Source organism: Sphingomonas sp. ASY06-1R (genome assembly GCF_052180265.1).
In the GTDB taxonomy this organism is placed as follows: Bacteria; Pseudomonadota; Alphaproteobacteria; order Sphingomonadales; family Sphingomonadaceae; genus Sphingomonas_I.
On the sequence record NZ_CP197464.1, the window covers coordinates 2,395,574 to 2,420,612 of the forward strand.

24 protein-coding genes are annotated in these 25,039 nt (G+C 64.6%); 12 read left to right on the plus strand and 12 right to left on the minus strand.

The features are described from left to right. Positions 1–84: 84 nt before the first annotated feature. Positions 85–2,349, minus strand: a complete 2,265-nt coding sequence (locus ACSBM8_RS11570; protein ID WP_442678173.1) for an NADP-dependent malic enzyme — start codon at positions 2,347–2,349, stop codon at positions 85–87. Between the two features lie 122 nt (positions 2,350–2,471). Here ACSBM8_RS11570 and ACSBM8_RS11575 point away from each other — a divergent pair, with 122 nt between their 5' ends. The 4 genes from ACSBM8_RS11575 to ruvA all read left to right on the plus strand — a co-directional run bounded on the left by ACSBM8_RS11575 (position 2,472) and on the right by ruvA (position 4,645). Further along, on the plus strand, positions 2,472–2,711 hold the full coding sequence (locus ACSBM8_RS11575; RefSeq protein WP_420136994.1) for a DUF2312 domain-containing protein: 240 nt from the start codon (positions 2,472–2,474) through the stop codon (positions 2,709–2,711). A 101-nt stretch (positions 2,712–2,812) separates the two neighbouring features. Further along, the gene (locus ACSBM8_RS11580; protein ID WP_442678174.1) at positions 2,813–3,556 is read left to right on the plus strand and encodes a YebC/PmpR family DNA-binding transcriptional regulator; all 744 of its coding nucleotides are present in this window, start codon (positions 2,813–2,815) and stop codon (positions 3,554–3,556) included. Further along, a complete protein-coding gene (gene ruvC, locus ACSBM8_RS11585) occupies positions 3,553–4,038 on the plus strand; it encodes a crossover junction endodeoxyribonuclease RuvC (RefSeq protein ID WP_442681573.1) in 486 nt (161 codons plus the stop codon). Before ACSBM8_RS11580 ends, ruvC begins: the two co-directional genes overlap by 4 nt. Before the next feature lie 10 nt (positions 4,039–4,048). After that, positions 4,049–4,645, plus strand: coding sequence for a Holliday junction branch migration protein RuvA (ruvA, locus tag ACSBM8_RS11590; protein ID WP_442678175.1), 597 nt, complete (start codon positions 4,049–4,051; stop codon positions 4,643–4,645). A gap of 21 nt (positions 4,646–4,666) precedes the next feature. Here the strand turns inward: ruvA and ACSBM8_RS11595 are convergent, their stop codons facing one another. Next, entirely contained in the window at positions 4,667–5,575 is a 909-nt protein-coding gene (locus tag ACSBM8_RS11595) for a 2-hydroxyacid dehydrogenase (RefSeq protein WP_442678176.1), read from the minus strand. Positions 5,576–5,694: 119 nt separating this feature from the next. Between ACSBM8_RS11595 and ruvB the strand changes: the two genes are divergently transcribed. Next, on the plus strand, positions 5,695–6,723 hold the full coding sequence (gene ruvB, locus ACSBM8_RS11600) for a Holliday junction branch migration DNA helicase RuvB (protein WP_442681574.1): 1,029 nt from the start codon (positions 5,695–5,697) through the stop codon (positions 6,721–6,723). A gap of 8 nt (positions 6,724–6,731) precedes the next feature. Further along, on the plus strand, positions 6,732–7,448 hold the full coding sequence (locus ACSBM8_RS11605; protein WP_442678177.1) for a 2OG-Fe(II) oxygenase family protein: 717 nt from the start codon (positions 6,732–6,734) through the stop codon (positions 7,446–7,448). Between the two features lie 90 nt (positions 7,449–7,538). Here the strand turns inward: ACSBM8_RS11605 and ACSBM8_RS11610 are convergent, their stop codons facing one another. Then, positions 7,539–10,475: a TonB-dependent receptor domain-containing protein gene (locus ACSBM8_RS11610; protein WP_442678178.1), complete on the minus strand. Its 2,937-nt coding sequence runs from the start codon at positions 10,473–10,475 to the stop codon at positions 7,539–7,541. A gap of 238 nt (positions 10,476–10,713) precedes the next feature. Between ACSBM8_RS11610 and ACSBM8_RS11615 the strand changes: the two genes are divergently transcribed. Then, positions 10,714–11,214 carry a hypothetical protein gene (locus ACSBM8_RS11615; RefSeq protein WP_442678179.1) on the plus strand — a complete coding sequence of 167 codons (501 nt, stop codon included), beginning with the start codon at positions 10,714–10,716 and terminating at the stop codon, positions 11,212–11,214. Between the two features lie 23 nt (positions 11,215–11,237). Here the strand turns inward: ACSBM8_RS11615 and ACSBM8_RS11620 are convergent, their stop codons facing one another. From ACSBM8_RS11620 to xseA, 4 genes are all read right to left on the minus strand, one after another. Then, positions 11,238–12,485, minus strand: coding sequence for an aspartyl/asparaginyl beta-hydroxylase domain-containing protein (locus ACSBM8_RS11620; RefSeq protein WP_442678180.1), 1,248 nt, complete (start codon positions 12,483–12,485; stop codon positions 11,238–11,240). Beyond that, complete coding sequence (locus ACSBM8_RS11625; RefSeq protein WP_442681575.1) at positions 12,485–13,255, minus strand: M23 family metallopeptidase; 771 nt, start codon at positions 13,253–13,255, stop codon at positions 12,485–12,487. Before ACSBM8_RS11625 ends, ACSBM8_RS11620 begins: the two co-directional genes overlap by 1 nt. A 155-nt stretch (positions 13,256–13,410) precedes the next feature. Then, positions 13,411–13,608 (minus strand): DUF2093 domain-containing protein, encoded by a 198-nt coding sequence (locus ACSBM8_RS11630; protein ID WP_442678181.1) that lies wholly within the window; start codon positions 13,606–13,608, stop codon positions 13,411–13,413. A gap of 40 nt (positions 13,609–13,648) precedes the next feature. Next, positions 13,649–15,064 carry an exodeoxyribonuclease VII large subunit gene (gene xseA, locus ACSBM8_RS11635; protein ID WP_442678182.1) on the minus strand — a complete coding sequence of 472 codons (1,416 nt, stop codon included), beginning with the start codon at positions 15,062–15,064 and terminating at the stop codon, positions 13,649–13,651. Here xseA and purD point away from each other — a divergent pair. Beyond that, positions 15,063–16,340 carry a phosphoribosylamine--glycine ligase gene (gene purD, locus ACSBM8_RS11640; protein WP_442678183.1) on the plus strand — a complete coding sequence of 426 codons (1,278 nt, stop codon included), beginning with the start codon at positions 15,063–15,065 and terminating at the stop codon, positions 16,338–16,340. The two genes, xseA and purD, sit on opposite strands and share 2 nt — an antisense overlap. Positions 16,341–16,530: 190 nt before the next feature. After that, a complete protein-coding gene (locus ACSBM8_RS11645) occupies positions 16,531–17,055 on the plus strand; it encodes a hypothetical protein (protein ID WP_442678184.1) in 525 nt (174 codons plus the stop codon). Between the two features lie 56 nt (positions 17,056–17,111). Here ACSBM8_RS11645 and ACSBM8_RS11650 read toward each other — a convergent pair whose 3' ends face one another. From ACSBM8_RS11650 to ACSBM8_RS11665, 4 genes are all read right to left on the minus strand, one after another. Continuing rightward, positions 17,112–18,404: a hemolysin family protein gene (locus tag ACSBM8_RS11650; protein ID WP_442678185.1), complete on the minus strand. Its 1,293-nt coding sequence runs from the start codon at positions 18,402–18,404 to the stop codon at positions 17,112–17,114. Positions 18,405–18,470: 66 nt separating this feature from the next. Further along, the gene (locus tag ACSBM8_RS11655; protein ID WP_442678186.1) at positions 18,471–20,339 is read right to left on the minus strand and encodes a sulfotransferase; all 1,869 of its coding nucleotides are present in this window, start codon (positions 20,337–20,339) and stop codon (positions 18,471–18,473) included. A gap of 51 nt (positions 20,340–20,390) precedes the next feature. Next, on the minus strand, positions 20,391–22,724 hold the full coding sequence (locus ACSBM8_RS11660) for a ligase-associated DNA damage response DEXH box helicase (protein WP_442681576.1): 2,334 nt from the start codon (positions 22,722–22,724) through the stop codon (positions 20,391–20,393). A gap of 192 nt (positions 22,725–22,916) precedes the next feature. After that, positions 22,917–23,108 carry a hypothetical protein gene (locus ACSBM8_RS11665; protein ID WP_442678187.1) on the minus strand — a complete coding sequence of 64 codons (192 nt, stop codon included), beginning with the start codon at positions 23,106–23,108 and terminating at the stop codon, positions 22,917–22,919. A gap of 97 nt (positions 23,109–23,205) precedes the next feature. Here ACSBM8_RS11665 and ACSBM8_RS11670 point away from each other — a divergent pair, with 97 nt between their 5' ends. The 3 genes from ACSBM8_RS11670 to ACSBM8_RS11680 all read left to right on the plus strand — a co-directional run bounded on the left by ACSBM8_RS11670 (position 23,206) and on the right by ACSBM8_RS11680 (position 24,640). Further along, a complete protein-coding gene (locus ACSBM8_RS11670) occupies positions 23,206–24,204 on the plus strand; it encodes a ligase-associated DNA damage response exonuclease (protein ID WP_442678188.1) in 999 nt (332 codons plus the stop codon). 1 nt (position 24,205) lies between these two features. Then, positions 24,206–24,391: a hypothetical protein gene (locus tag ACSBM8_RS11675; RefSeq protein WP_442678189.1), complete on the plus strand. Its 186-nt coding sequence runs from the start codon at positions 24,206–24,208 to the stop codon at positions 24,389–24,391. Between the two features lie 105 nt (positions 24,392–24,496). Then, entirely contained in the window at positions 24,497–24,640 is a 144-nt protein-coding gene (locus ACSBM8_RS11680) for a hypothetical protein (RefSeq protein ID WP_442678190.1), read from the plus strand. Between the two features lie 45 nt (positions 24,641–24,685). On the opposite strand, the gene ACSBM8_RS11685 is transcribed toward ACSBM8_RS11680, so the two are convergent. Then, the gene (locus tag ACSBM8_RS11685) at positions 24,686–24,904 is read right to left on the minus strand and encodes a hypothetical protein (RefSeq protein ID WP_442678191.1); all 219 of its coding nucleotides are present in this window, start codon (positions 24,902–24,904) and stop codon (positions 24,686–24,688) included. Between the last annotated feature and the right edge of the window lie 135 nt (positions 24,905–25,039).

Here is a 25,039-nt window from a genome sequence, read left to right on the forward strand (position 1 = left end):
TTCTCTGATTTTCGCTCCCGCTCCAGGCCGGAGCCGAGTTTAGCATCTTTGGATCCCGACGTTCGCCGGGATCCAAAGAATATGTCAGTGGGCGATGCCTGCCGCTGCCAACACAGCCAGCGTCAACAATTCGGATGCGGTCGCCGACATCGTGGCGATCTGCACCGGCTTTTCCATGCCGACCAGCATCGGGCCGATCACCGCATCGCCATCGACCTCCCGCAGGAGCTTGGCCGAGATATTGGCCGACTGCAGCCCTGGCATGATCAGCACATTGGCTGGACCCGACAGGCGGCTGAAGGGATAGGCCTTGCGCAAATTGGGGTTCAGCGCGACGTCCGGCGCCATCTCGCCCTCGAACTCGAAGCCCGGATCGGTCTGGTCCAGCAAGGCGACCGCATCGCGCACATTGTCGATCCACTCGCCCGGCGGGTTCCCGAAGGTGGAGTAAGACAGGAATGCAACGCGCGGTTCATGGCCCATCCGCCGCGCAACCGCAGCCGTATGATGCGCAATCTGGACCAGTTCCTTCGGTGTCGGCCGCTCCGTCACCATCGTATCGGCCATGAAGACGGTGTGCTTCTTGCCGACGATGACATGGATGCCGCATGGGCGACGGCCTTCGATCGGGTCGATCACGCGGCGCACCTGCCGCAGCGTCTTGCCATAGGTACGGGTGATGCCGGTGATCATGGCATCCGCTTCGCCAAGGGCCAGCAGCAGCGCACCGAAGATGTTGCGATCCTGGTTGACCATCGCCTCGACCTCGCGGCGCAGGTAACCGCGCCGTTGCAGCCGCGCATACAGATATTCGACCATCTGCGGCACGAGCGGCGAGTGGCGGCTATTGTGCAGCTCGAAGCTGTCCGGATCCTCAACGCCGAGCGCCCGCAACTTGTCCGGCACCTCGTCGCGGCCGACCAACACCGGCGTACCATAACCACCGTCGCGGAAGGCGATCGCCGCACGCAGCACCACTTCTTCCTCGGCTTCCGCGAACACCACCCGCTTTGGATTGGCGCGCGCATTGGCATGGGCGAGCGTCAGGACGGATGTTGCCGGGCTCAGGCGGCCCTTGAGCTGCTCACGATAGGCGACGAAATCATCAATCTGCTTGCGCGCGACGCCGGTCCGCATCGCCGCTTCCGCCACTGCGGCCGGGATGATCTCCATCAGCCGCGGATCGAACGGCGCCGGGATAATATAATCCGGGCCAAACCGCGGGGCATGGCCGCCATAGGCAATGGCGACCTCTTCCGGCACCTGCTGGCGGGCGAGGCTGGCCAGCGCCTCGGCGGCGGCGATCTTCATCTCTTCATTGATCGCAGTCGCACGCACATCGAGCGCGCCGCGGAAGATGAAGGGGAATCCCAACACGTTGTTGACCTGATTCGGATAGTCCGAACGGCCCGTAGCAACGATCGCGTCCGGCCGTGCCGCTTTCGCTTCGGGCGGGGTAATTTCGGGATCCGGATTGGCCATGGCGAAGATGATCGGCCGCTTAGCCATCGTCTTGACCATCTCAGGCTTGAGCGCGCCCGCGGCCGACAGGCCGAGGAATACGTCCGCACCTTCGCAGGCTTCCGCCAGCGTACGACGGTCGGTGACCGCGGCATGTGCCGACTTCCATTGGTCCATCGCCTCGGTACGGCCCTGATAGATCACGCCCGAGCGATCGCACATCAGCACCTTGTCGGGGGAGACGCCCATCGCTTTGATCAGTTCGGTGCAGGCGATCGCCGCTGCGCCCGCGCCGTTGACGACGACGTTGATGTCCTTGAGCTCACGCCCGGTGAGGTAGCAGGCGTTGATCAGGCCGGCGGCCGTGATGATCGCGGTGCCGTGCTGATCGTCATGCATCACCGGAATGTTCATGCGTTCGCGCAGATTCTGCTCTATCACGAAACATTCGGGCGCCTTGATATCCTCAAGGTTGATGCCGCCAAAGGAGGGCTCGAGCAACGCGACGGCGTTGCAGAAGGCGTCGACGTCCTCCGTCGCCAGCTCCAGATCGATCGAATCGACGTCGGCGAAGCGCTTGAACAGCACCGCCTTGCCTTCCATCACCGGCTTGGACGCCAGCGCGCCCAGATTGCCGAGGCCGAGAATCGCCGTGCCGTTGGAGATCACCGCGACCAGATTGCCCTTGGCGGTATAATCATAAGCCGCATCGGGATTTTCCGCGATCGCGCGCACCGGGACGGCCACGCCTGGCGAATAGGCCAGGCTCAGGTCGCGCTGCGTCGCCATCGGCTTCGATGCGACGATCTCGATTTTCCCCGGGCGGCCGGATGCATGATAATCGAGCGCCTCGCGCTCTGAGAATTGGATGTTGCTGCCTTCCGACACTCTGTTTCTCTCCGCTCCCGAACAGCCTCCACCTAACCAGCGTTTTGCCTGCCGTCACCCCATTGCGAAGTCTGCATGCGAACGGCTAGTCGGCGCGCTCACCAGAATCACGGGGACAGGCAATGTCAGATACGGTTGCAGCGGATCAGCTGCGCCTCTTCATCGAGCGGATCGAACGGCTGGAGGAAGAGAAGAAGGGTATGGCGGACGATATCCGCGACGTTTACGCCGAGGCGAAGAGCCAGGGCTATGACAGCAAGACGATGCGCGCGATCGTGCGTCTGCGCAAAATGGAAAAGCATGCCCGCGACGAGGCGGAAGCGCTGCTCGAGACCTACAAGGCCGCGCTCGGCCTGAATTGACGCGCGGGCGCGGCATAGGCCGCGCCTGAGTTGATGCCGGGGATGCCGCGCGCTAGGAGTGCGGCTCCTCCCTCCATTCGAGAAAAGAAGAAGCGGGCGCCATGGCCGGCCATAGCAAATTCAAGAACATCATGCACCGCAAGGGTGCGCAGGACAAAAAGCGCGGAGCGTTGTTCTCCAAGCTTTCGCGCGAAATCACGGTCGCGGCCCGCTCCGGCTTGCCCGATCCGAACATGAACGCGCGCCTGCGTGCAGCGGTCATCACCGCGCGCAAGGAAGGCCTGCCGAAAGAAAATATCGAACGATCGATCAACAAGGCATCCGGCGGCGATGCCGATGCCTATGAAGAGATTCGCTACGAGGGCTTCGGCCCCGGCGGTGTTTCGCTGATCGTCGAAACGCTTACCGACAATCGCAACCGCACCGCCACCAACGTGCGCCTCGGTTTCTCGAAGAATGGCGGAAATCTCGGCGCGCCCAATTCGGTCAGCCACGCCTTCGATCGGCTCGGCCTGATCAGCTATCCCGCCAGCGCCGGCGATGCCGAGAAGGTGTTCGAAGCGGCACTGGAAGCCGGAGCCGAGGATGTCGAAAGCAGCGAAGATGGTCATTCGATCTGGACCGCGCTCGACAGCCTACACGAAGTCGCCAAGGCGCTCGAGCCGGTGCTCGGTGAAGCGGAAGGCGTAAAGCTCGCCTGGCGTCCGCAGACCCAGGTCACGGTGGACGAAGCGCAGGCGGCGACGCTGCTCAAGCTGATCGACGCTTTGGACGACGATGATGACGTCCAGACCGTCTGGGGCAATTACGACATTTCGGACGACGTGATGGAGAAGCTGGGCTGATCCTGATCGGCCTTGATCCCGGCCTCGGCACCACCGGCTGGGGCGTGATCGCGGCGGATGGCAATCGGCTCAGTCACATCGCCAACGGACAGGTGAAGACGAGCAGCGCCGCTGCCCTGCCCGCCCGCCTGGTCGCGTTGCATGACGCGCTGGACGACCTCTTCTTGCGTCACCGTCCGCAGGCGGCGGCGGTCGAAGAGGTCTTCGTCAACATGAACCCGCAGTCGACGCTCAAGCTCGGCCAGGCACGGGGCGTCATCTTGCTCTCCGCGGCGCGGCACGGGCTCGATGTCGGGGAATATGCGCCCAGCGTCGTCAAGAAGGCGGTGGTCGGCACCGGCGGCGCGGAAAAAGCGCAGGTCCACGCGATGGTTGCGCGCCTTCTGCCCGGCGTGAAGATTGCAGGCGCGGATGCCGCCGATGCGCTGGCGGTGGCAATTACGCACGCCCACCATCTGGCGAGCGCCCGACGGCTGGGCTAGACCCGTTCGCATGATCGCCCGCATTTCCGGAATTTTGGCCGAAATTACCGCCGATCATGCCGTGATCGACGTCAATGGCGTCGGTTATCTTGCTTATGCGTCCACCCGTACCTTGACGGCGATCGGCGCGGTGGGCGGCACTGTGCTGCTACTGACCGAAATGCAGGTGCGCGAGGATGCGATCACCTTGTTCGGCTTCGGATCGGCCAGCGAACGGGACTGGTTTCGGCTGCTGACCGGCGTGCAGGGTGTCGGCGGCCGCGTGGCGCTGGCCATATTGTCGGTCCTCGACACCAACGATCTGTCCCGCGCGATCGCCAGCGGCGACAAGGCGATGATCGCGCGCGCAAACGGCGTCGGCCCCAAGCTGGCGCAGCGTATCGCGATGGAATTGAAAGACAAAGTTGGCGGGATCGCGTTGGGGACAGGCGGTGCGGCACCCGCGCCGGCCGGCACCGCCGCGTCCGACGCGCTTTCGGCGCTGGCGAATCTCGGTTTCCGGCCGGCCGAGGCCTCGGCGGCGGTTGGTGCCGCCAGCGATGAGCTAGGGCCGGCGGCGACGCTGGACGCGCTCGTCCGGCTCGCGCTGCGCAAGGCGTCGCGATAACGCCCTGCCCGGCCGCCACCCCTAGATCGGTGTGAGCAGCGACTTACCCGAAAAGAAAGCCGCCAGATTATCGAGCACCAATTGCCCCATGGCGGCGCGCGTTTCGCGCGTGGCGCTGCCTTGGTGCGGCACCAGTACGACATTCTCCAGCTGTATCAGCGCTTCAGGAACATTCGGTTCGTGCGCGAACACATCCAGCCCGGCCGATCCCAGCCGCCCATCCGTCAGCGCCGCAATCATCGCCGGCTCATCCACCACGGATCCACGCGCGATGTTGATCAGCGTCCCCTCCGGCCCCAGCGCCTCGATCACCGCCCTGCTGACCAGCCCCGCCGTGTCAGGTCCTCCGGATACCGCGACGATCAGGACGTCCGCCCATTCCGCCAACGCGCGTGGGCTATCATGATAGCTATACGCTTCGCCCTCTTCACGCTGCGCGCGGGAATAATAGCCGATCTCGGCTGCGAACGGCGCGGCGCGCCGCGCGATCGCCTGACCGATCCGGCCAAGACCCAGTACACCGATCCGTCGCCCGCTCGCCCGCCGCGCAAGCGCCGGCGGCCCTTCCTGCGGCCAACGGCCTTGCCGGACGAACCGATCGTGCTGCGGCAGCCGGCGGGCGACGGCGATCATCAGGCCGATCGCCAGATCGGCCACATCGTCGGTCAGCACGTCGGGCGTGTTGGTGATGGCGATGCCCCGCTGGCGTGCGGCGGCGACATCCACCTTGTCATAGCCGACCACGCTGAGCGCGATCATCTTCAGATCGGGCGCGGCCTCCATCATCGCGGCATCGACCCCATTGCCGCTGCTGACGGCGGCGACAATTCCGGGCTCCGGTTGCGCGCGAAGATCATAATGGTCGCCGATATGCGCCAGCCCGAACAAGTCCGGCTGCTCGATCAGCATCAGCAAGGGGGGCTTCGGCATCGGTAATCCTGTGGAGTCGCAGACGGCGCGACCTGTATCATGCGCGGGCGACGCGTGAAGGGGTCGCGTCGGCTTGTACGATGCTTCCACCGCCGACGATCAGGCTCTATGCCGATCGCATGAGCGAGCCCGAACGGTTGATCGATCCAGCGCGCGCGCCCGACGATGCGGACGCGGCCCTGCGTCCGCGCACGCTGGACGATTTCGTCGGCCAGAAGGCAGCACGTGAGAATCTGCGCGTATTTATTCAGGCGGCCAAGGCCCGTGGCGAAGCGCTGGACCATGTCTTGTTTTTCGGCCCCCCCGGCCTGGGCAAGACGACGCTCGCCCAGATCGTTGCGCGCGAACTGGGCGTCGGATTTCGCGCCACGTCGGGGCCGGTAATCGCCAAGGCTGGCGATCTGGCGGCCTTGCTCACCAATCTCGAAGAGGGCGACGTACTCTTCATCGATGAAATCCATCGGCTTACCCCCGCAGTCGAGGAAATCCTGTATCCGGCGATGGAGGACCGGGCGCTCGACATCATGATCGGCGAAGGCCCTTCCGCGCGCAGCGTGCGGATCGATCTGCCGCGCTTCACACTGGTCGGCGCGACCACGCGCCAGGGCCTGCTGACGACGCCGCTGCGCGATCGCTTCGGCATTCCGATCCGCCTCAATTTCTACACCACCGAAGAACTGGAACAGGTTGTGCGCCGCGCGGCACGTTTGCTGGGGTTCGCCCTCGCCGCGGATGGCGCCGCCGAAGTTGCGCGCCGATCCCGCGGGACACCGCGCATTGCCGGCCGCCTGCTCCGCCGCGTGCGGGATTTCGCGCATGCCGCAGGACATGACGTGGTGGATGCCAAGGATGCCGACGCGGCGCTGACCCGGCTGGAGGTGGACGCGCTCGGCCTCGATGCGATGGATCGCCGGTACCTGACGATGATCGCCGATCTCTATCTTGGCGGGCCGGTGGGCGTCGAAACGCTGGCCGCCGGCCTGTCGGAGCCGCGCGACACGATCGAGGAGGTTATCGAACCCTATCTGATCCAACTCGGCCTCCTCGCCCGTACCGCGCGCGGCCGCTGCCTCAACGGTCGTGCCTGGACACACCTTGGGCTCACACCCCCGGCCGCCGCGGGCCAGGCCGGACTGTTCGACGGCTGACGCTTGAGATGACCGCGTTCACGCTGCATCCCTCGATCGACCCGTTAGCGCTACGTGCGCAATTTGCCGCAACCGGTATCGTTCAGATCGAGCCTTTCTTGCCCGCAAGTCTAGCGAAAGCGCTGGCCGCGGATCTCGCCAGCCGCCGTGACTGGACCTGGATCTTCAACAATGGCGAGAAAGTCTACGATCTACCGCGCCACGGATCGGAAGCGCTGACTGCGGATCAGGAAGCAAGGTTGCGGGCCGCGATTGTCGCGCAGGCCCGGGAAGCATTTCAATTTTGCTTCGAATCCGTCCGCGTGCCCGATGCGCGTGAAGCGCGCGATCCGGCCGATACGTTACATGCCTTCGCCGAATTCATGTGCGGGGAGGATGTACTCGGCCTGATGCGTGCGGTCACCGGCGCCCACGCGATTGGCTTCGCTGACGCGCAGGCCACCATCTATCGGCCTGGCGACTTTCTGACTGCGCATGACGATGTCGTGCCAGGCAAGCAGCGGCACGCCGCTTATGTCATGGGATTGACGGAGGGTTGGCGCGCCGAATGGGGTGGCCTGCTACTGTTCCACGACAATTGCGGCGATGTCAGCCGCGGCTTCACTCCGCGGGCCAATGCCTTGACCCTGTTCTCGGTGCCGCAGGTCCACAGCGTGAGCTGTGTCACTGCCGCCGCGGCCACGCCACGTACCTCTATTACCGGCTGGCTGCGCACCAGCGCTTAGCGGAGTGTCCTTAAGGCTCGATCGAGCGCACGAAAAAGGGGCGGCCGTGAGGCCGCCCCTTCTCGTTTCAGACCTTCCGTCCGATCGCGCTTAGAAGCGGATCCGACCGGAAACGAAGAACGAGCGCCCGAGCACGTCATACAGCGTCGGGAAGGTGTTGCTCTGTTCGCCGTTACCACCATTCTGCCGCGAAGCAGCCAGGGGCGGCTTCTTGTCGAACAGATTGGTAACACCAGCGGTGAGCGTGAGATGATCACCCGCGTCGCCACTGACGGTCGCGTCGAAATAGTTCTGCGCCTTGAACTTTTCCGATCCGTAATCGATCTGGTCATTATCGTCATGCGCCTTGCCGATATAGCGCCACTGTACCGATCCGGTAATCGGCCCGACGGCCAGCGTGGTGCGCATAGAATGGCGCCACTTCGGCGTGGGCACGGCGCAATTCGCACCAAATGCACCCGCGCAACGATACGTCAGATCAACCCCGACCAGCGGCTGGAAGTTGTATTTGATCAAGCGCGTACCAGCAAAAGTGAAACTAAGCTTCGCATCGTTCGAGAAGATCTGACCGACATTCGTTCGGTACGCGGCCGTTACGTCGACACCGGAAGTCTTCAGGCCACCGCTGTTGCCATACGGATCGTTGAATGTTTCAATTTCGCCGAAAGAGTTGCGCGTGATGACGTTGCAATACTTATCGATGAAAGACTCGAAACAAGCTCGACCCAGGGTTGTTGGCCCAACACCATGGACAATGTAATTGCTGATTTTAATGTTATAATAATCAACCGTTGCACTGAAACCACGAAGGAACGACGGCGTGTAAACCGCGCCAAGCGTAAACGTCTTTGCAGTTTCTTCCTTCAGAGTGGAAGCACCCGAGATAAACGATACGGGATTGACGTTATTTGGATCCTGGATCGCGCCGTTGCCGATCTGGCTTAATGGCGCCCCTGCCGCAGTGAATTGCGAGACGCAAATGTCATGCAATCGGCCTGCGGGGACTGCTGCGGAGGTTCCGCACGAATCGCCGTTGCCCGCGAAGCTGACCGTCTGACCCAGGAACAGCTCGCTAACGCTGGGCCCACGAATGGCACGCTGATAGTTACCGCGGAAGGTCAGGTCACGAACGGGCGACAATTCGACGCCAGCAGACCAGGTGAACACGTTACCGGGCGAGTTGGAATAGTGAGTATAACGTGCCGCACCATTCAGTTCGAGCCGATGTACAATGTTATCAGCCAGCAACGGCACGTGAACTTCGGTGAAGAGTTCCTTCACGTTGTAACCGCCCGAGGTCGGCTGCCCCGGATTAAAGCCGGCAACGTTTCCGCTCGCCAGATAGGTGTCGGGGCTGACGGCACCATGCTCGCTGCGATATTCCGCACCCAAGACGAGACCGACGCCGCCGGCGCCAAGATCGAACAGGTTGGAATTAGTGACGACGAAGCTCGCGACCTGGGTCGTATATTCCTCAAGATTGGTAGCGCCGACCGAGATGTAGTTAGCAGCTTCCGGGGTCAGCTGATTCAGCCCGAAGATATTGGCTGGTGCGCAACCTGCGGCACGGGCCGATGCATCCCGGCACTGCAAGTTTCCATTAGCATCGAACGAGGTCGTGACGGCATTGACGAACTTGTCGATCGCGACGTTACCGAGCTGGCGCTGCGAATTCTTTGTCCGGGCATACATGTAGTAGCCGTCATAGCTAAAGCCACCGCCGATATCGCCCTTGACACCGCTCACGATGCGAAAAGCATTACGCTCGTCAAAATTTACGCGAGGGCCGATCTGCGTCGTGCGATAGTTGAAGTTGCTGGATACATAGCCATCGCCGTCGGTATCCAACGACCGCAAAGCCGCCTGAAGCTGTGGGTTGAAGTAAGGAGAATTCGTCTGGAGCTGGATGGCACCGATCGTGCCGGTCGCGCCAAACGGCGTACCGTTCCCAATGGGGGTAGCGGCGAGCTGCGTCGGCACGCGGTTGTTGGAAAACTGCGCTTCCAGATAAGGCTGGAACGCGTCGCTAACCTCATAATGCGCCATCGCCGAGACGAGGAAGCGCTCCTGCGGCACCTGCAAATAATTGACCGGAGAATAGTTGTAGCCGTCTGCCGCGGTATAGCAGCGCGACGGTGCAGCAGCTGTCGCACCAAATGTCTGAATATTACAAGCTGAGCCTTGGCCCAGTGCGGCGCCGAGCCCCGCAACATTGATACGGCCCTGGGGCACCGATGGCGATCCACCCGCAGCGAAAGGCGGGGATCCGTCTTGGTTGTCGCTCAGCGCATCCCGACTGAAGCCGCGATCGCCCGCGAAAGTCGGCTTGCGCTTCGTGTATTGGGCAAACAGCGTCACGTTGCCGCGGCCGTCTTCGAAATTGGAGCCGATCGTACCGTTCAGATCCCAGACCTGGCCGTCGCCGCGTCCCGTCACATTATACTGGCTGTTGATCTCGACACCGGAAAAGTCGCGCTTCAGGATGAAGTTGACCACGCCGGCAACAGCGTCCGAACCGTAAACGGCGGACTGGCCGCCCGTCACCACGTCAACGCGCTGAATCAGCGCGGACGGAATGGTGTTGAGGTCGACGATCTGGCTGACGTCATACGACATATAGCGACGACCATCGACGAGGACGAGCGTGCGCTGCGAACCCAGGTTACGCAGGTTGACCGTCGCAACGCCGCCACCCGGGTTGTTCGAGGTCGACGAAGTGGTCGGGGTGACTTGCGGAAGATCGTTCAGAACGTTTTCAATATTGGCGGAGCCGGCGCGCAGCGCGATATCTTCGGCGCCGACGATCTGGACTGGGCTGGTGCCGGTCAGATCCGGACGCGCGAGACGCGAGCCGGTCACAACAACTTCACCACTTGGTTCATCACTGTTCGCCTGTGCGGACGCCAGCTCCGGCGATGCCGCCGGAGGAGCAGCCTGCGCAAGAGCAGCGGTCGAAAACATCAGGCTCGCGATCATGGACACGCTGCCAAGCGCAGTCCGACCGAGCAATTGATGATTTTTGATCACAATATGTCCCCTTTTGTGGAGCGATCCTTCTGGATGTCTCCGTGTGGCCGGCTCGACACAGCCGTGTGCGCCGGCGAAGACCGAGACATGACGATGCTGTACTGCACTGTAAAGCTGGCGTTCAGGTGGATTGACCGGTAACGGACAGTGTGTAGCGAAATCGCAACACAAATGTGCCAGCTTCTTCTCAAAGGAAGGAAATCCTTTGTATCCAAATATTTCCCGCATGTTGCTGGGAGTGATCCTGGTCGCGCCGACCACAGCGATAGCCGAACCTGGACGGTCGCTGGCGCTCGAGCCGCTGCTGAACTGCCGATCCGTGACGGATACCACCGCGCGGCTGGCCTGCTTTGATACGCAATCGGCCGCGCTCTATGCTGCGACGCAAAACAAGCAGATTACGGTTGTCGACGCAACGGAGATGAAGAAGGTCCGTCGATCCTTATTCGGCTTCCAACTGCCACGGCTCAATCTGCTGGCGCGGGACGCCGCCGGCAATGATCCGGAAAAAGAGGTGGATGAAATTCAGGCCACGATCAAAAGCGCATTTCAGCGTGGAGATGGCCGCTGGCTGGTCGTGCTCGACGATGATGCCCGTTGGGTCCAAAATGACAGCACGACGCTCCGCTTCGATGCCAAGGCCGGCGATCCGATCCGCATCCGCAAGGCGGCGATGGGCAGCTACCTCGCCCGTATCAAAAACCAGACCGCGATCCGCATGATGCGCGAGAATCGATAAAGAGCGGCCACCACTGCTATTGCTTAACCGCCCGATGCCCGCACCAATGCCCGCTCCGCCGCGGTGAGATGCGGGTTCCAGCAGTCGAAAATCAGGATGGCGCGCGGCTGATCGCTATCATTCCACGCCTCATGCTCGATCGTGTCGTCGAACACCCACGCCTTGTTCATCTGCCAGTCGCGGGTCTCGCCACCGACGCGGAAGCGGCACTGGCCGGGAAGCACCAGCGGCAGATGGACCGTCCCGCGGATATTGGTGGAACCGGTGTGCGGCGGAATATGCGTATGCGCGTCCAGGATGGAAAAGAGGGCCGTCGGCCCCTTCCCCGGTAGATCGAGAATAGGCAGCCGCTCCAGCAAGGCCGCCGTCCCGGGGCAGCGCGCGAGATTTTCCGCCTGCGGCACACCGTCCCGCCACAGGAAGTAGGCGCCCCATCGTGGCGATCTGTTCAAATCCGCCCATTGATTGACCGGGGCGCCTTCCGGAAAGTCCACATATGGCGCGGGCCGATCTGCCCCTTCCGCCCATCGCGCGAGCAATTCGCCGCGGATCATGTCCGTTGCCTGCTCAAGTGCGCCCAGCCACGGGAACAGATGGTCTTCGAAATATTCGTCGGCCGGCAGGAACGGGAAATGCCCCGCCACCGGCTGCTGCGGATAGATGCGCCGCTGTCCGCTGAGATGGGCCAGATAGGTGTTCGCACGACGCCAATTCTGGTCCGGATAGGCGGCCAAGGTCGATGCCGTCGCCGCCATCAACGCGTCCGCCGTACGACGATTGACCTGATCGACGAAATCTCGTGCCCGTCCGACCGCGCCTTGCACCGCATCCGGCATGGCCGAAAGGTCGGGATAGGAAGCGAGCAACCCACGATAGACTTTCGCCGCAGCGTCTGCCTCGCCGAGCGCCTCTAATGCCGCGCCTTTCGCCAGCAAGGCGGGGAGCAGATAGGGGTCGATGCCCAATGCGCGGTCCAAGGCCGCAATCTCGTCCGCGCGCGCATCTGCCCGTCGGTGCGCATCGGCCAGGTTCAACCATAAGGGCGGCGCGTTGGGATCCAGCGCGGTCGCGTCCCGGAAGATCGCGGCCGCCTGCAACGGCCGCCCTGCCGCCAGCTGGCAAAGGCCCAACTGATTGAGTGCGGCCGGGTGAGGCGCGAGGCTGCTCAGCGCCGCTTCCAAGATCGCCACCGCTTCGTCCAGGCGTCCTGCTCGCTGGGCAGCGCGCGCTGTCTCCATCGCGGCCATAAGCTGGGGCGCGATATCCGCCATCAATTGCTTCGCGAACCCGGCATCGGTCCCACGACCAGCAGGGGATCGATACGGACGCCGTTCCAGGTCATGCCCCAATGCAGATGCGGCCCGGTCGCACGGCCCGTACTGCCGATCAGCCCGATCGGCTGGCCGCGTGTGACACGATCGCCCGTCCGCACATCGATACGCTGCAAATGCATCATCGCGCTGACCAACCCGAAGCCATGATCGATCATGACCAGATTGCCCTCAAGGCTGAACGGACGCATCGTGGCCAGTACGACAACGCCGTCGGCGGGCGACAAAGCGGGCGTTCCCTCCAGGGGAGAGCCGCCAACCGCGCGCGCAATGTCGAGGCCGCTATGCGGCGCACCCGCCACGCCACCTGCATAGATGCGCTGCGACCCGAACAAGGTACTGATCCGCCCCAGCGCCGGCCAGCGAAACGTCTGGCGCCAACCGTCGCTGTTCACGTTGGTGGCGCGTGCCGCCTCGATCTGGGCGACCTCCGCACCGCGGATCCGCTGATAGGCGGCGCTGGGCGTAGTGCCGCGGGACAGGGTGGACAGCCTCGATATATCCCACTGGCGGGGCAGGATCGTCAGCGGCAGTCGCAGTAGCCGGCCGTCCTGCAAACGCGCTTCCAGCGTTGCCGACGGCGTCGCATCGCGCCCGAAGCCGATGATGAAGCGGCCGTCCGCTGCAAACCGCACGGGTTTGTTGTCGAGCAGCAGCAAGGCCGTTCCCACCGGCGCGGTACCGCTCAGCAAGCCGCCTTGCTGGGGCATCCCGCTCAAGCCGAAAATACGTGCATCCACCACCTGTGGGGGTGGCGGGACAATTGGCTGGCCGACCGGCGGAGGGGCGGTTGCCGGCCCTAGCGCCGCCGGACGGGAGGCACAACCGCCCAGCCCAAGGAGGACCAGGAATACCCAACCGGCCTTCAAGCCTTGCGCTCCGCCGCGCTGGCGAGCTCGGCGGTCGCATAAGCTTCTTGCCGGGTTACATTCCAATAGCGCAAATCCTCGAGCGAAATGGCCTCGCCGGATTTGGCACACAGGACGTAATCTCCGGGTACGAGCACCCGAAATCCGCCTGCAAGATAATGAAGCTTGGCCTGCTTCCCTTGCGCCATCAGCATAGTCGTTGCGCCTTTCCATTCAGCCCCGTCGGCCGTCCCGTCACAGCAATGTTGGCTGCTCGGGCTTGGGGCGTTCCATAGCAGGGCGGGGACTTCCCTCAACCCGCGCCGCGATCCTGCCGTCGGCAAAAACCAGCGTCACGCCGCCGGCCGCACGGGCTGCCGGAACCGATCCGACCACCTTTCCGTCCCGGCCCTCCACCCGCGCATAGCCACGCGCCAATGGGCGATCGGGATGCAATTGTTCGGCGACGCGCCACAGGCGGTCGAGCCGATCCCGCGCATCTGTCAGGCGCCGTTCCACCAGGGCCGGGCGCAGGCGCACCGCCGCCAAGCGCTCCCGCCCACGCGATACCTTCGCACCGAGCAGGCCTGGCCGCAGCGCGCCGGCGGCTTCGGCCAAGTCGCGGCGCGCATGCGCCAGCGCCGAGGATAATCCGCGCGGCAGGCGCTCGCTCAATTCGTCCAGCTTCTGCCGCTGGGGCGCCAACAGACGGTCCGATGCAGGCAGATGACGGGCGACCGCCGTGAGCCGTTCGCGCGCGTGATCGCGATAGCGCCGCGCGCAGCGGCCCGCCCGCACCCCCAGGTCCCGCACGTTGGCGAGCAGCTCCACCCGCACCGGCACCGCCATCTCTGCGGCGGCGGTCGGCGTGGGTGCGCGCATGTCGGCAGCGAAGTCGCATAACGTAACATCCGTCTCATGCCCGACCGCCGAGATGACCGGGATCGGCGACGCTGCGACCGCGCGTACCACCACTTCCTCGTTAAAGGCCCAGAGGTCCTCGATCGATCCGCCGCCGCGCGCGACGATGATCAGCGCCGGCGGTTCCGCCATTGCGGCGAACCCGCTGATCGCGGCCGCAACCTGGGCGGCAGCCCCTTCGCCCTGCACGGCAACCGGCCAGACCAACACGTGGGTGGGGCAACGATCTTCCAGCCGGTGCAAAATGTCCCGGATCACCGCGCCGGTGGGGGACGTGACGACACCGATCTTGGCCGGCAGGAACGGCAGCGCTCGCTTGCGCGCGCCATCGAACAGGCCTTCCGCCGCCAGCGTGCGGCGGCGCTGATCGAGCAATGCCATCAGCGCGCCCTGCCCTGCCAGTTCCAGCCGCTCGATCACGATCTGATAGCGTGATCGCCCCGGATAGGTGGTCAGCCGTCCGGTCGCGATGACCTCGGCGCCGTCTTCCGGGCGGAAGGCCAGCGGCGTATTCTTCCAGATGACCCCATCCAGGCAGGCCCGGTCATCTTTCAGCGTCAGATAGCTATGGCCGGACGCCACCCGTTTATAGCCGGATATCTCGCCACGGACACGCACGTGCGCGAAGGCATCCTCGACCGATCGCTTCAGTGCGCCGGAAAGCTCCGATACGGATAGCGCAGGCGAATTGTCGCCGGGCGACTCCTCCGCTAACAGCGCCGCAGTTTCCGGGGGAAGTGAAGACGCCATGAAGGTCCTGCTCATCGGTTCGGGTGGGCGCGAGCATGCCCTTGCATGGAAGCTCGCGCAATCGCCGCGGCTCAGCAAGCTGTTCGCATCACCGGGCAATCCCGGCATCGCGGCGCATGCCGAACTGGTCGATATCGCACCCGATAACATCGTTGGCTTTGCGCGCGAGGAGAATATCGGGCTGGTCGTCATCGGCCCGGAGCAACCCCTGGTCGATGGCCTCGCCGACGCGCTGCGCGCTTATGGCATATTGGTGTTTGGGCCATCGGCGGCGGCCGCCCGGCTGGAAGGCTCCAAGGGCTTTACGAAGGATCTCTGCCGCCGCGCGGGCATTCCGACTGCGGAATATGATCGGTTTCGCGACGCGGCAGCAGCCAAGGCAGCATTGCCGCGCTTCGGCCTTCCCGTCGTGATCAAAGCGGATGGGCTGGCTGCCGGAAAAGGTGTGGTAATCCCCACGACGTCCGCGGAAGCCGAAGCCGCCATTGATGAGATGTTCGGCGGCCAATTCGGCACGGCGGGCGCGGAACTCGTCATCGAGGAATTCATGACCGGCGAGGAGGCAAGTTTCTTCGCTCTCACCGATGGCAGCACGATCGTTCCGTTCGGATCGGCCCAGGATCATAAGCGGGTCGGTGATGGCGATACCGGGCCTAATACCGGTGGAATGGGTGCCTATAGTCCAGCGTCGATCCTCACGCCCGAGATCCAGACGCAGGTGATGGATCGGATCATCCGGCCCACGGTCGATACCATGGCCGCCGACGGCACGCCGTATTCGGGCGTCCTCTATGCCGGGCTGATGCTGACCGACGACGGGCCGAAGTTAATCGAATATAATTGCCGTTTCGGGGATCCCGAAACGCAAGTGCTGATGACCCGGTTCAACGACGATCTGGTCACCCTGTTGGCCGATGTCGCCGAAGGTCGGCTGGGGGAGATCGCTCCCCCAGTCATGGCCGATCGCGCGGCGCTGACAATCGTCATGGCAGCCGACAATTATCCGGGCCCACCGGTCAAGGGCGGCAGGATCGGCGGCATTGACCTGGCGGAACGCGACGGCGCACGCGTCTTCCAGGCCGGCACCGCGATGGTCGAGGGTCAGCTGGTGGCGGCTGGTGGACGCGTGCTGGCGGTTACGGCAACGGGCGATACGGTGGCGGACGCGCAAAGCCGGGCTTATGCAGCGGTCGCCCGGATCGACTTTCCAACCGGCTTTTGCCGCCACGACATTGGCTGGCGCGAAGTAGAACGCGAAGCTGGGCGGGTTGCCTGAACCGGCCGCGCGCGGCTAGGGCGTCATCCATCTCTTTAAGGGCCTTCGCATCAGCTCGTGCCATCTTTCAGCTTAGCCGGGAGGACCCGGTTATCCTGAAGGAACTCACACGATCGCTGTGCGGATGGAACCCTGCGTTCAACCAGATGATTGCGTTTGAGGACGGCATGCCAAATCCGAGGGAGTATCGATGAGCACCACCACGACTATCGTCATTGCCGTGATCGTGGTGATCGCGCTGCTATTTCTGTTCCTGATCTTCGGCCGCAAGCAGCATGTCACCCTTGGAGACGCGGCGCCGATCGTGCGCCCTGCCCCCTTGCAGCGCGCCGGAACGCCGGCACCGCCCGTGACCCCGGTAGTGCCCCCGGAAGGCTATGGTGTCGGGACCGAGATTGCCGACGCGGTCGAAGATGTCGTCGATCAGTTCATGGGCATTCAGTCGCATGCCACCGACGTGCCGGCGGCCCCTGGCGACATGTTGACGCAGTTGAAGGGCCTGGGCCCGAAAGCCGCCAGCCTGCTCCATGATCTCGGCGTCACCCGGTTCGAACAGATCGCCAACTGGAACGATGCGGATGTGGCCGCCATCGACGCACGTATGGGCGCCTTCAAGGGACGGATCGCGCGCGATCGCTGGGTCGAGCAGGCGCGGCTGCTCGCAAGCGGAAATACGGAAGCGTTCGAAGCGGAATTCGGCAAGCTCGGTAGCTGACGGTCACAGGATCGTCGCCACTTCCCCCGCTGGTGTAACCGGCTATTGGCCGGTCGTTAGCCCGGCAGTTGCGAGACGAGCAGCTTGTCGATCTTGCGACCGTCCATATCGACCACTTCGAAACGCCAGCCGCCTTCGTCGAAGCTTTCGCCCACCGTCGGCAGATGCTTGAGCACCGACAGGACGAAGCCGGCCGCCGTCGCATAATCGCGATCCTCGGGAAGATCGATGCACAACCGCTCGGCCAGCTGATCCGCCGCCAGCGATCCCGATACCAGCCAGCTGCCGTCGTCACGTTGCACAAGCGGCGGATCGGTATCGTCGTCCTGATCGGAAACGAACGCGCCCACGATCGCAGCGAGCAGGTCCGCGGGCGTCACCAGGCCTTCGAAATGACCATATTCGTCGTGGACGAAGGCCATCGGCACGTCGGCCTCACGCAACACGCCGAGCACGTCCATCGCATCCATCTGATCCGACACGACCGGTGCCGGCCGCATCACCTCCAGCAGCTCGATCGACTTACCCGCCATGACGACGGCGAGCAGCTCCTTCGCCTGGATAACGCCGATCAGCTCCTCGACCGATCCACGTCCGACCGGCATGCGGCTGTGCGGCAATTCCTCCGGCAAGGGTCGCGGATCGTCGAGATCGATCCACTCGACCTCGGTACGCGGCGTCATCACCTCGCGCACCGGCCGGTCAGCGAGCCGGACCACGCCGGAGATGATCGCGCGCTCATTTTCCTCGATGACGCCGGCGGTCGACGCCTCTGCCACCACCAAGTGCAATTCCTCGGCCGTCACCTGACTGTCGCGCCGGCGATGCATCCCCAGCAGGCGGATGAGCAGCGCGCTGGAATGTTCCAGCAACCACACGAACGGCGCCGCAATCCGCGACAGCCACAACATCGGCCGCGCCGCGACGGCGGCAATTGGCTCCGGCGCGGTCAGCGCGATCTGCTTGGGTACCAGTTCGCCGACCACCAGGCTGAGATAGGTGGTGATCACGATAACGAGCCCGAAGCCCCAATTTTCCGCTGCTTCATGGCCCAGCCCCAGCAATTCCAGTCGCTCGGCAACGGGCGACCCCAGGGCCGCGCCGGAGAAAGCGCCGGAAATGACCGCGGTCAGCGTGATACCGGTCTGGACTGTGGACAGGAATTTGCCGGGATCGGAGGCCAGGTCCAATGCAACCCGCGCTCCGCCGCGCCCCCGCCGCGCCATGGCTTCAAGCCGCGGCCGACGCGACGATACGATGGCAAGCTCCGACATGGCGAAGGCTGCGTTGACGAGGATCAACGCGATCAGGATCGCTACGCTGAACCAGGGGAATGGGTGAAGTGGCATGATGATGCGCGGACCCTATCGCGTAGACAGGACGAATGAGCAAGCTGAAGCGTACATAGCGCGGGCTCAGATCGGATAGCCCATCCTTTCCGCCCAGGGTGCCAGGATGGGCAGCACGGGATCGAGATGGGCGCGATATCGCTCCCATCGCCCGCTGGCGCGCTGGTAGATCGGCTCGGTGACCTGGGCATAGCTGGCCGTAGGCACATGGGCGCGGCGTTTTGCGCTCGCCTGATTGTCCAGCACATCGTCGCGCCACGGCACGCTCAGGAAAGAGAGAAGCGGCCGGATTTCGCCGGCCAGATCCGTCACCATCCGTTCGTACCGGATGACGTGCAGACGCAAGGCCAGCTGTTCCACGGACCGGGTCCAGACACGCATCGCGAGATCGTAAAGCCGGGCCGCACTGGCCAGATCGTGGAAGTGGACCGACGCACGGTTGGTCTGAAATCGTGCCATGAAGCAGCTGAGCACGACGTCGCAGGGATGCCGCTCCACCATGATGAAACGTGCGGTGGGAAACATCCGATGGATGAGCGGCGCACGCGCAAGATGGAGCGGGAATTTGTCGATGATCTGGCGGCTTGGATCCAGATCGGGGCGTAAGCCGCGCAGCGTATCGAAATAGGTGGTGCGCAGCCGAACCACATCCGCCTTGTTGATCTCGTCGAGCGTCCGGGTGCCAAGCTGCGTTTCGCATCGCTCGACCATCGGCATCTCTTCCAGCACCTCCAGCTCGGGCGCCGCCATCAGCAGCGTGTCCAGCAAGGTGGTGCCAGACCGGGGGAAGCCGACCAGGAAAGCCGGCTCCGGCAGGTCGGCGGAAACGTCACTGCGCGGCCAACCTCGTAGCCGCTCGGGTGCCAGCGCGTCATCCATCCGCCGGATCGCGGCGGGCAAATCGAGCGCACGCGCAAAGTCGGCGGCAGGGCCAAGCGCGCCGAGCCGGTTCATCTCGGCAAAGGCCGCAAACGCCCGCTCGCTCTCACCCAGGCGATCGTATAAATCCCCTAGCAGCTGGGCGTGGCGGGAGGCGTCGATGCCGTCGCCCGCTTTCTCCGCAAGCGCCAGCGCGTCCGAAAAACGGCCCCTGCGCTTCAACAGCCACGCTTCCAGAAAGTCGATGGCAGGGGCATCGATCGCCCGGGCCCGCGCCTGATCGACCAGCGCCTGCAAAGCGTCCAGCCGGCTCAGGCTTTCCAGCATCATGCCATATTCCAGATAGCTGGCAGGCATAGCCGGTGCGAGCGTGAGCGCGCGGCGATATGCGCCCTCCGACGCCGCCAGATCTCCTGCGGCGCCTTCGGCCAATCCAAGCTCGATCAGCAAAGTCGCATCGTCCGGCGTGCGTTGAACGGCCGCGCGCAACAGCCGCTGTCGTTCGTCATGGCGTTCGCCCCGAGCCAGGGCACGCGACAGGTTCACGATGATGTCGGCATTTGGCCGCAGCGCCATCGCCCGTTGGAGCGCGTCGACCGCACCGCCAATGTCTCCCGTCTGCGTCAGGAGCAGCCCCAGATTATTCCAGCTCTCCGCGTCTCCCGGAAAGCCTGCGACAACCTGACGATAGCCGTTGATCGCTGCAACATGGCGCCCCTGCTGCTGATCGACGAAGGCGGCGATGCGGGCGAGCTGCGGCACGTTGGATCCGGCCGCGACCGCGCGTGCTTCGTCCAACTTGCCACTATTCGCCAGCGCAAAGCCGAGACCGATGCGCAGCGGGATATTGTCTGGGGCGGCCGCGACGGCCACCTTGAGGAAGGGTATCGCCTCGCCATGCCGGCCCGTCTGCGTTGCCACCATGCCCAATATCGCGTTGAGCGTGGGATCGCGCGGTATGCTGCGCAGCAGCTGTCGGCCCAGCGTCTCCGCCGCCGGATAATCCCCCGCCTGATACCGCTCCAGCGCCTGGTCGAGCGTGGCCTGACCCGTCAAAGTCCATGTCCCCTGTAAAGCTGCACCGCGATACCGCCCCGGCCGGCGAACTCAAAGCTCGCCCATCGCCTCCGCGGCCAAGGCTTCGGCTTCGATCAACAGCGCATCTTCGGTATTGTCCTGCGTCACGCGTTCGCGCCCGATCAGCACGAGGACGGGCACAGCCAGCGGGGAGACGCGCTCCAACGTGACGTGCAGCATCGTGCCCGCCGCGCGATCCAGCAGGTCCGCCAGCCGCCCAACGTCGGTCATCCGCGCCCGGGCATCCTCCCACGCGGCGCGCATCAGCAGATGGTTGGGCTCATATTTGCGCAGCACGTCGTAGATCAGGTCGGTCGAGAAGGTGACCTGGCGGCCGGTCTTGCGCTTGCCGGGATGCTGGCGCTCAACCAGCCCGCCGATCACCGCCACCTCGCGAAAGGCGCGCTTGAGCAGGCTGGATTGCTGGACCCAGTCGACGAATTCGTCTTCCAATATGTCGCGGTTAAACAGGGCGGCGGGATCGGTGACGGGTTCCAGGCTGTAGGTGGCAATGGCGTAATCGCTGGCGACAAAGCCGATCGGCTTCAGCCCGGCCGTTTCCATCCGCCGCGTGATCAACATGCCGAGCGACTGGTGCGCGTTCCAGCCTTCGAAACTGTAGACGACCATGTAATGCCGCCCGTCGCGCGGGAAGGTTTCGATCAGCAGCTGGTCGGGCCGCGGCAGCGCCGAGCGGCGACCCTGCATTTCCAGCCAGTCGCGCACGTCGGCGGGGAAACGCGGCCATTGCGAGGGATCGGCGAAATATTGGCGGACGCGATCGGCGAGGTTGGTGGAGATCGGCATACGCGCGCCGCCATAGGTCGGGATGCGCGCGGGCTTCTTGGTGGCGTGGACGAACAGATCCTCGCCATCCTGCCGCTCGACCTCCACCGACAGGCCGGCGAAGAAGAAGGTGTCGCCGGGTCGCAGGGTCGCGGCGAAACCTTCCTCCACCTTGCCAAGCGAGCGGCCATTCTTGAAGCGGACGTTGAGCATCGTCGCCTCGACGATGATGCCGGCATTCAGGCGATGCTGCTCGACGAAACGCGGGTGGCTGACGCGCCATAAGCCGTCGGCCTCCTTGGTCAGGCGGCGGAAGCGGTCATAGGCCTTCAGCGCGTAGCCGCCGGTGGCGATATAATCGAGCACTTGGCTGAATAGTTCGGGCGACAGCGCGCTATAGGGCAAGGCGTCATGCAGCTCGGCGAGCAGGTCGGCTTCGTAGAAAGGCGCGGCGCACGCGCAGGCCATGACATGTTGGGCCAACACATCGAGCGCGCCGGTGCGGAAGATATCATTGTCGAGCTCGCCTGCCTCGATCGCATCCAATGCGGCGCGCGCCTCCAGATATTCGAAGCGATTGCCCGGCACGATCACCGCCTCCGACGGATCCTCCAGCCGATGGTTGGCGCGGCCGATCCGCTGGGTCAGGCGCGAGGCACCCTTGGGCGCGCCCATCTGGATGACCAGATCGACATCGCCCCAGTCGACGCCGAGATCGAGGCTGGCGGTCGCGACGAGCGCGCGCAACCGGCCCGCGGCCATCGCCGCCTCCACCTTGCGCCGCGCCTCGATCGAGAGCGAGCCGTGGTGGATACCGATCGGGAGCGTCATCGCATTGACCGTCCACAGATCCTGGAAGATCAGCTCAGCGAGGCTGCGGGTGTTGCAGAAGATGATGGTGGTGCGGTGGGTCTCGATCTCCGCCATCACCTGTTCGGCGGCGTAGCGGCCCGAATGGCCCGACCAGGGTATGCGATCCTGCGGGATGAGGATGTGGAGATTGGGCTCGGCGCCGGGATCGCCATCGACCTGGGTGACCGCCTCGATATCCCCGCCGGGGGCGAGCCAGGCGCGATAGGCGTCGGGATCGGCGATGGTGGCGGACAGCGCGACGCGGCGCAGGTTCGGCGCCAGCGCCTGCAGGCGGGCCATGCACAGCGAGAGGAGATCGCCGCGCTTGCCGTTGGCGAAAGCGTGGACCTCATCGACGATGATGGTCGAGAGATTCTCGAACAGCGTGCCGCTATCCTTGTGGCTGAGCAGCAGGCTGAGCGATTCCGGCGTGGTCAGCAGCATGTGCGGCGGCTTGACCCGCTGGCGGGCCTTGCGATCGCTGGGCGTGTCGCCGGTGCGGGTCTCGACGCGGATGTCGAGCCCCATCTCCGCGATGGGGTCGATCAGGTTGCGCTGGACGTCGATCGCGAGCGCCTTGAGCGGGGAGACGTAGAGGGTGTGGAGGCCCTTCGTCGGCCGTTCCGTCAGGTTGACGAGGCTCGGCAGGAAGCCGGCAAGCGTCTTGCCCGCCCCGGTTGGTGCGACCAGCAGCGCATGGCGACCGGCCTGCGCGGCATCGAGCATGTCGAGCTGATAGCGCCGTGGCGCCCAGCCGCGGGTGGCGAACCAGGCTTCGATCTGCGGGGGGAGGGTCACCTCAGGCAAGATAGGGACCCCGGCGCTGGGCAACACCCTGCCACGTCCGGAGAAATCCCCTCCACCGGGCCGCTGCGCGGCCCGGTCCCCCTCCCCGAGAAATCTCGGGGAGGAGACAGGTTAGAAATCCTTCTTATCGGGATCGCTTGCCTGATCCTGGCGATCGGTGCGGGCGTAGAGATCCTTCGTCGCCTGTTCGGTCTGCCGGATATCGGCGCTGCTGCGCTGGCGGTTGCGCAGGATCGCATAGGCCAGCACGATCACCAGCAGGACGCCGCCGATCGCCGCGACGAGGCCAAGGCCACCACCCATATCCACTCTCCCTCTGTTCGAGCACGACAACGCAACGGGCGGCATTGGTTTCCGGGCCCGCTGGAACCGAAAGGCGTGTCCGACCATATAGTTGGCGATGGCGCGCCTGGGATCCTGGATCGAACCGCACCCGCATGGGCTGTATGTGCCGGCGGCGGAGGCGTGGATCGATCCGTCGACGCCGCAGGACCGCGCGCTGGTGACGCATGGCCATGCCGATCATGCGCGCGGCGGCCATGGCGCGGTGCTGGCCACCCCCGAGACGATCGCGATCATGAACGTGCGTTATGGCGACCAGAACGGACAGCCGGTGGCCTATGGCGAGAGCCTGATGGTGGGCGATGTCGCGGTGACCTTCGTGCCCGCCGGCCATGTGCTGGGATCGGCGCAGATCATCCTGGAGCATCAGGGCGAGCGCATCGTCGTCTCCGGCGATTACAAGCGCCGGCCGGACCCGACCTGCGCGCCGTTCGAGCCGGTGCCGTGCGACATCTTCATCACCGAGGCGACGTTCGGCCTGCCCGTCTTCCGCCACCCCGATACGGGATCGGAGATCGACCGGCTGCTGGAGGCGCTGCACGCCAATCCGGAGCGGTGCGTGCTGGTCGGCGCCTATGCGCTGGGGAAGGCGCAGCGCGTGATCATGGAGCTGCGCGGCCGCAACTATCACGAGCCGATCTTCCTGCACGGCGCGCTGCAACGGCTGTGCGACCTGTACCAGGAATGGGGCGTCGACCTCGGCCCGCTCCTCCCCGCGACCGGGCGCAAGGCGGCGGAGATGAAGGGCGCGATCGTGCTGGCGCCGCCGGGCGCGCTCAACGACCGCTGGTCGCGCCGCCTGCCCGATCCCATCACCGCGATGGCGAGCGGCTGGATGGGGGTGCGCCAGCGCGCGCGCCAACGCAATGTCGAGCTGCCGCTGCTCATATCCGACCATGCCGACTGGGACGAACTGACGACGACGATCCAGGAGATTGCGCCAAGCGAGGTGTGGGTCACGCACGGGCGCGAGGAGGCCTTGGTCCACTGGTGCATGACCCGCCAGATCAAGGCGCGCGCTTTGGCCCTGGCCCATTATGAGGATGAGGACGACTAGGATGCCCCTGCCCGCCGACGATGCGGCCGTGCTGGACGGCGCCTGCCACTGCGGTAGCGTCCGCTTCCGGGTGACGCTGAGCGGCGGAATGGGGGCGGCCCGGCGCTGCACCTGTTCCTATTGCGCCATGCGCGGCGCGGTGGCGCTCTCCGCCGCGATCGGCGACATCGAACTGGTGGACGGCTAGGACAAGCTTACCACCTACCAGTTCAACACAAAGCAGGCGGAGCATCATTTCTGCTCGGTCTGCGGCATCTACACGCACCACCGCCGTCGTTCGAACACGCAGCAGGTGGGGATCAACGCCGCCTGCCTGGGCATCAGCCCGTTCGATTTCGCCGCGGTGACGGTGATGGACGGCGTGAACCATCCGAAGGATAGCGGCGGACCGGACCGCGTGGCCGGCATCTTACGGTTCGAGCCCGCCCGCGAATAATGGTCGCCCCGGCGGAGGCCGGGGCCGCTGCGTGTTAGGGCGGGCCTAGCCTCGGGCGGCCCCGGCCTCCGCCGGGGCAACGGCCTGGGGAGAGGATATCGGCTGCTTTGTCGCAGCACGGGCGCGGCCGCGCCGCCGCGTGGCCCGGCGCAGATAGCGCATCAACCGGTGGAGCGGCCGCATCCCCGCGCCGAGGCCGAGGCCGAAATCCATCGGCAGCGACCAGCTGTGCGGATCGTCAATGTCGAAGTCCGGTGGGGTCACGTGGCGCATCCCAAGACCATAGCGCGTCAATATCGCAATTCTCTTTCAGAAAGAGGACGACGTGTTTCATCTGCAATGCTGACCGCCCCGTCCACCCGCCTGCCCCACAATTAACAACCTCTAACCCGTTGTCAG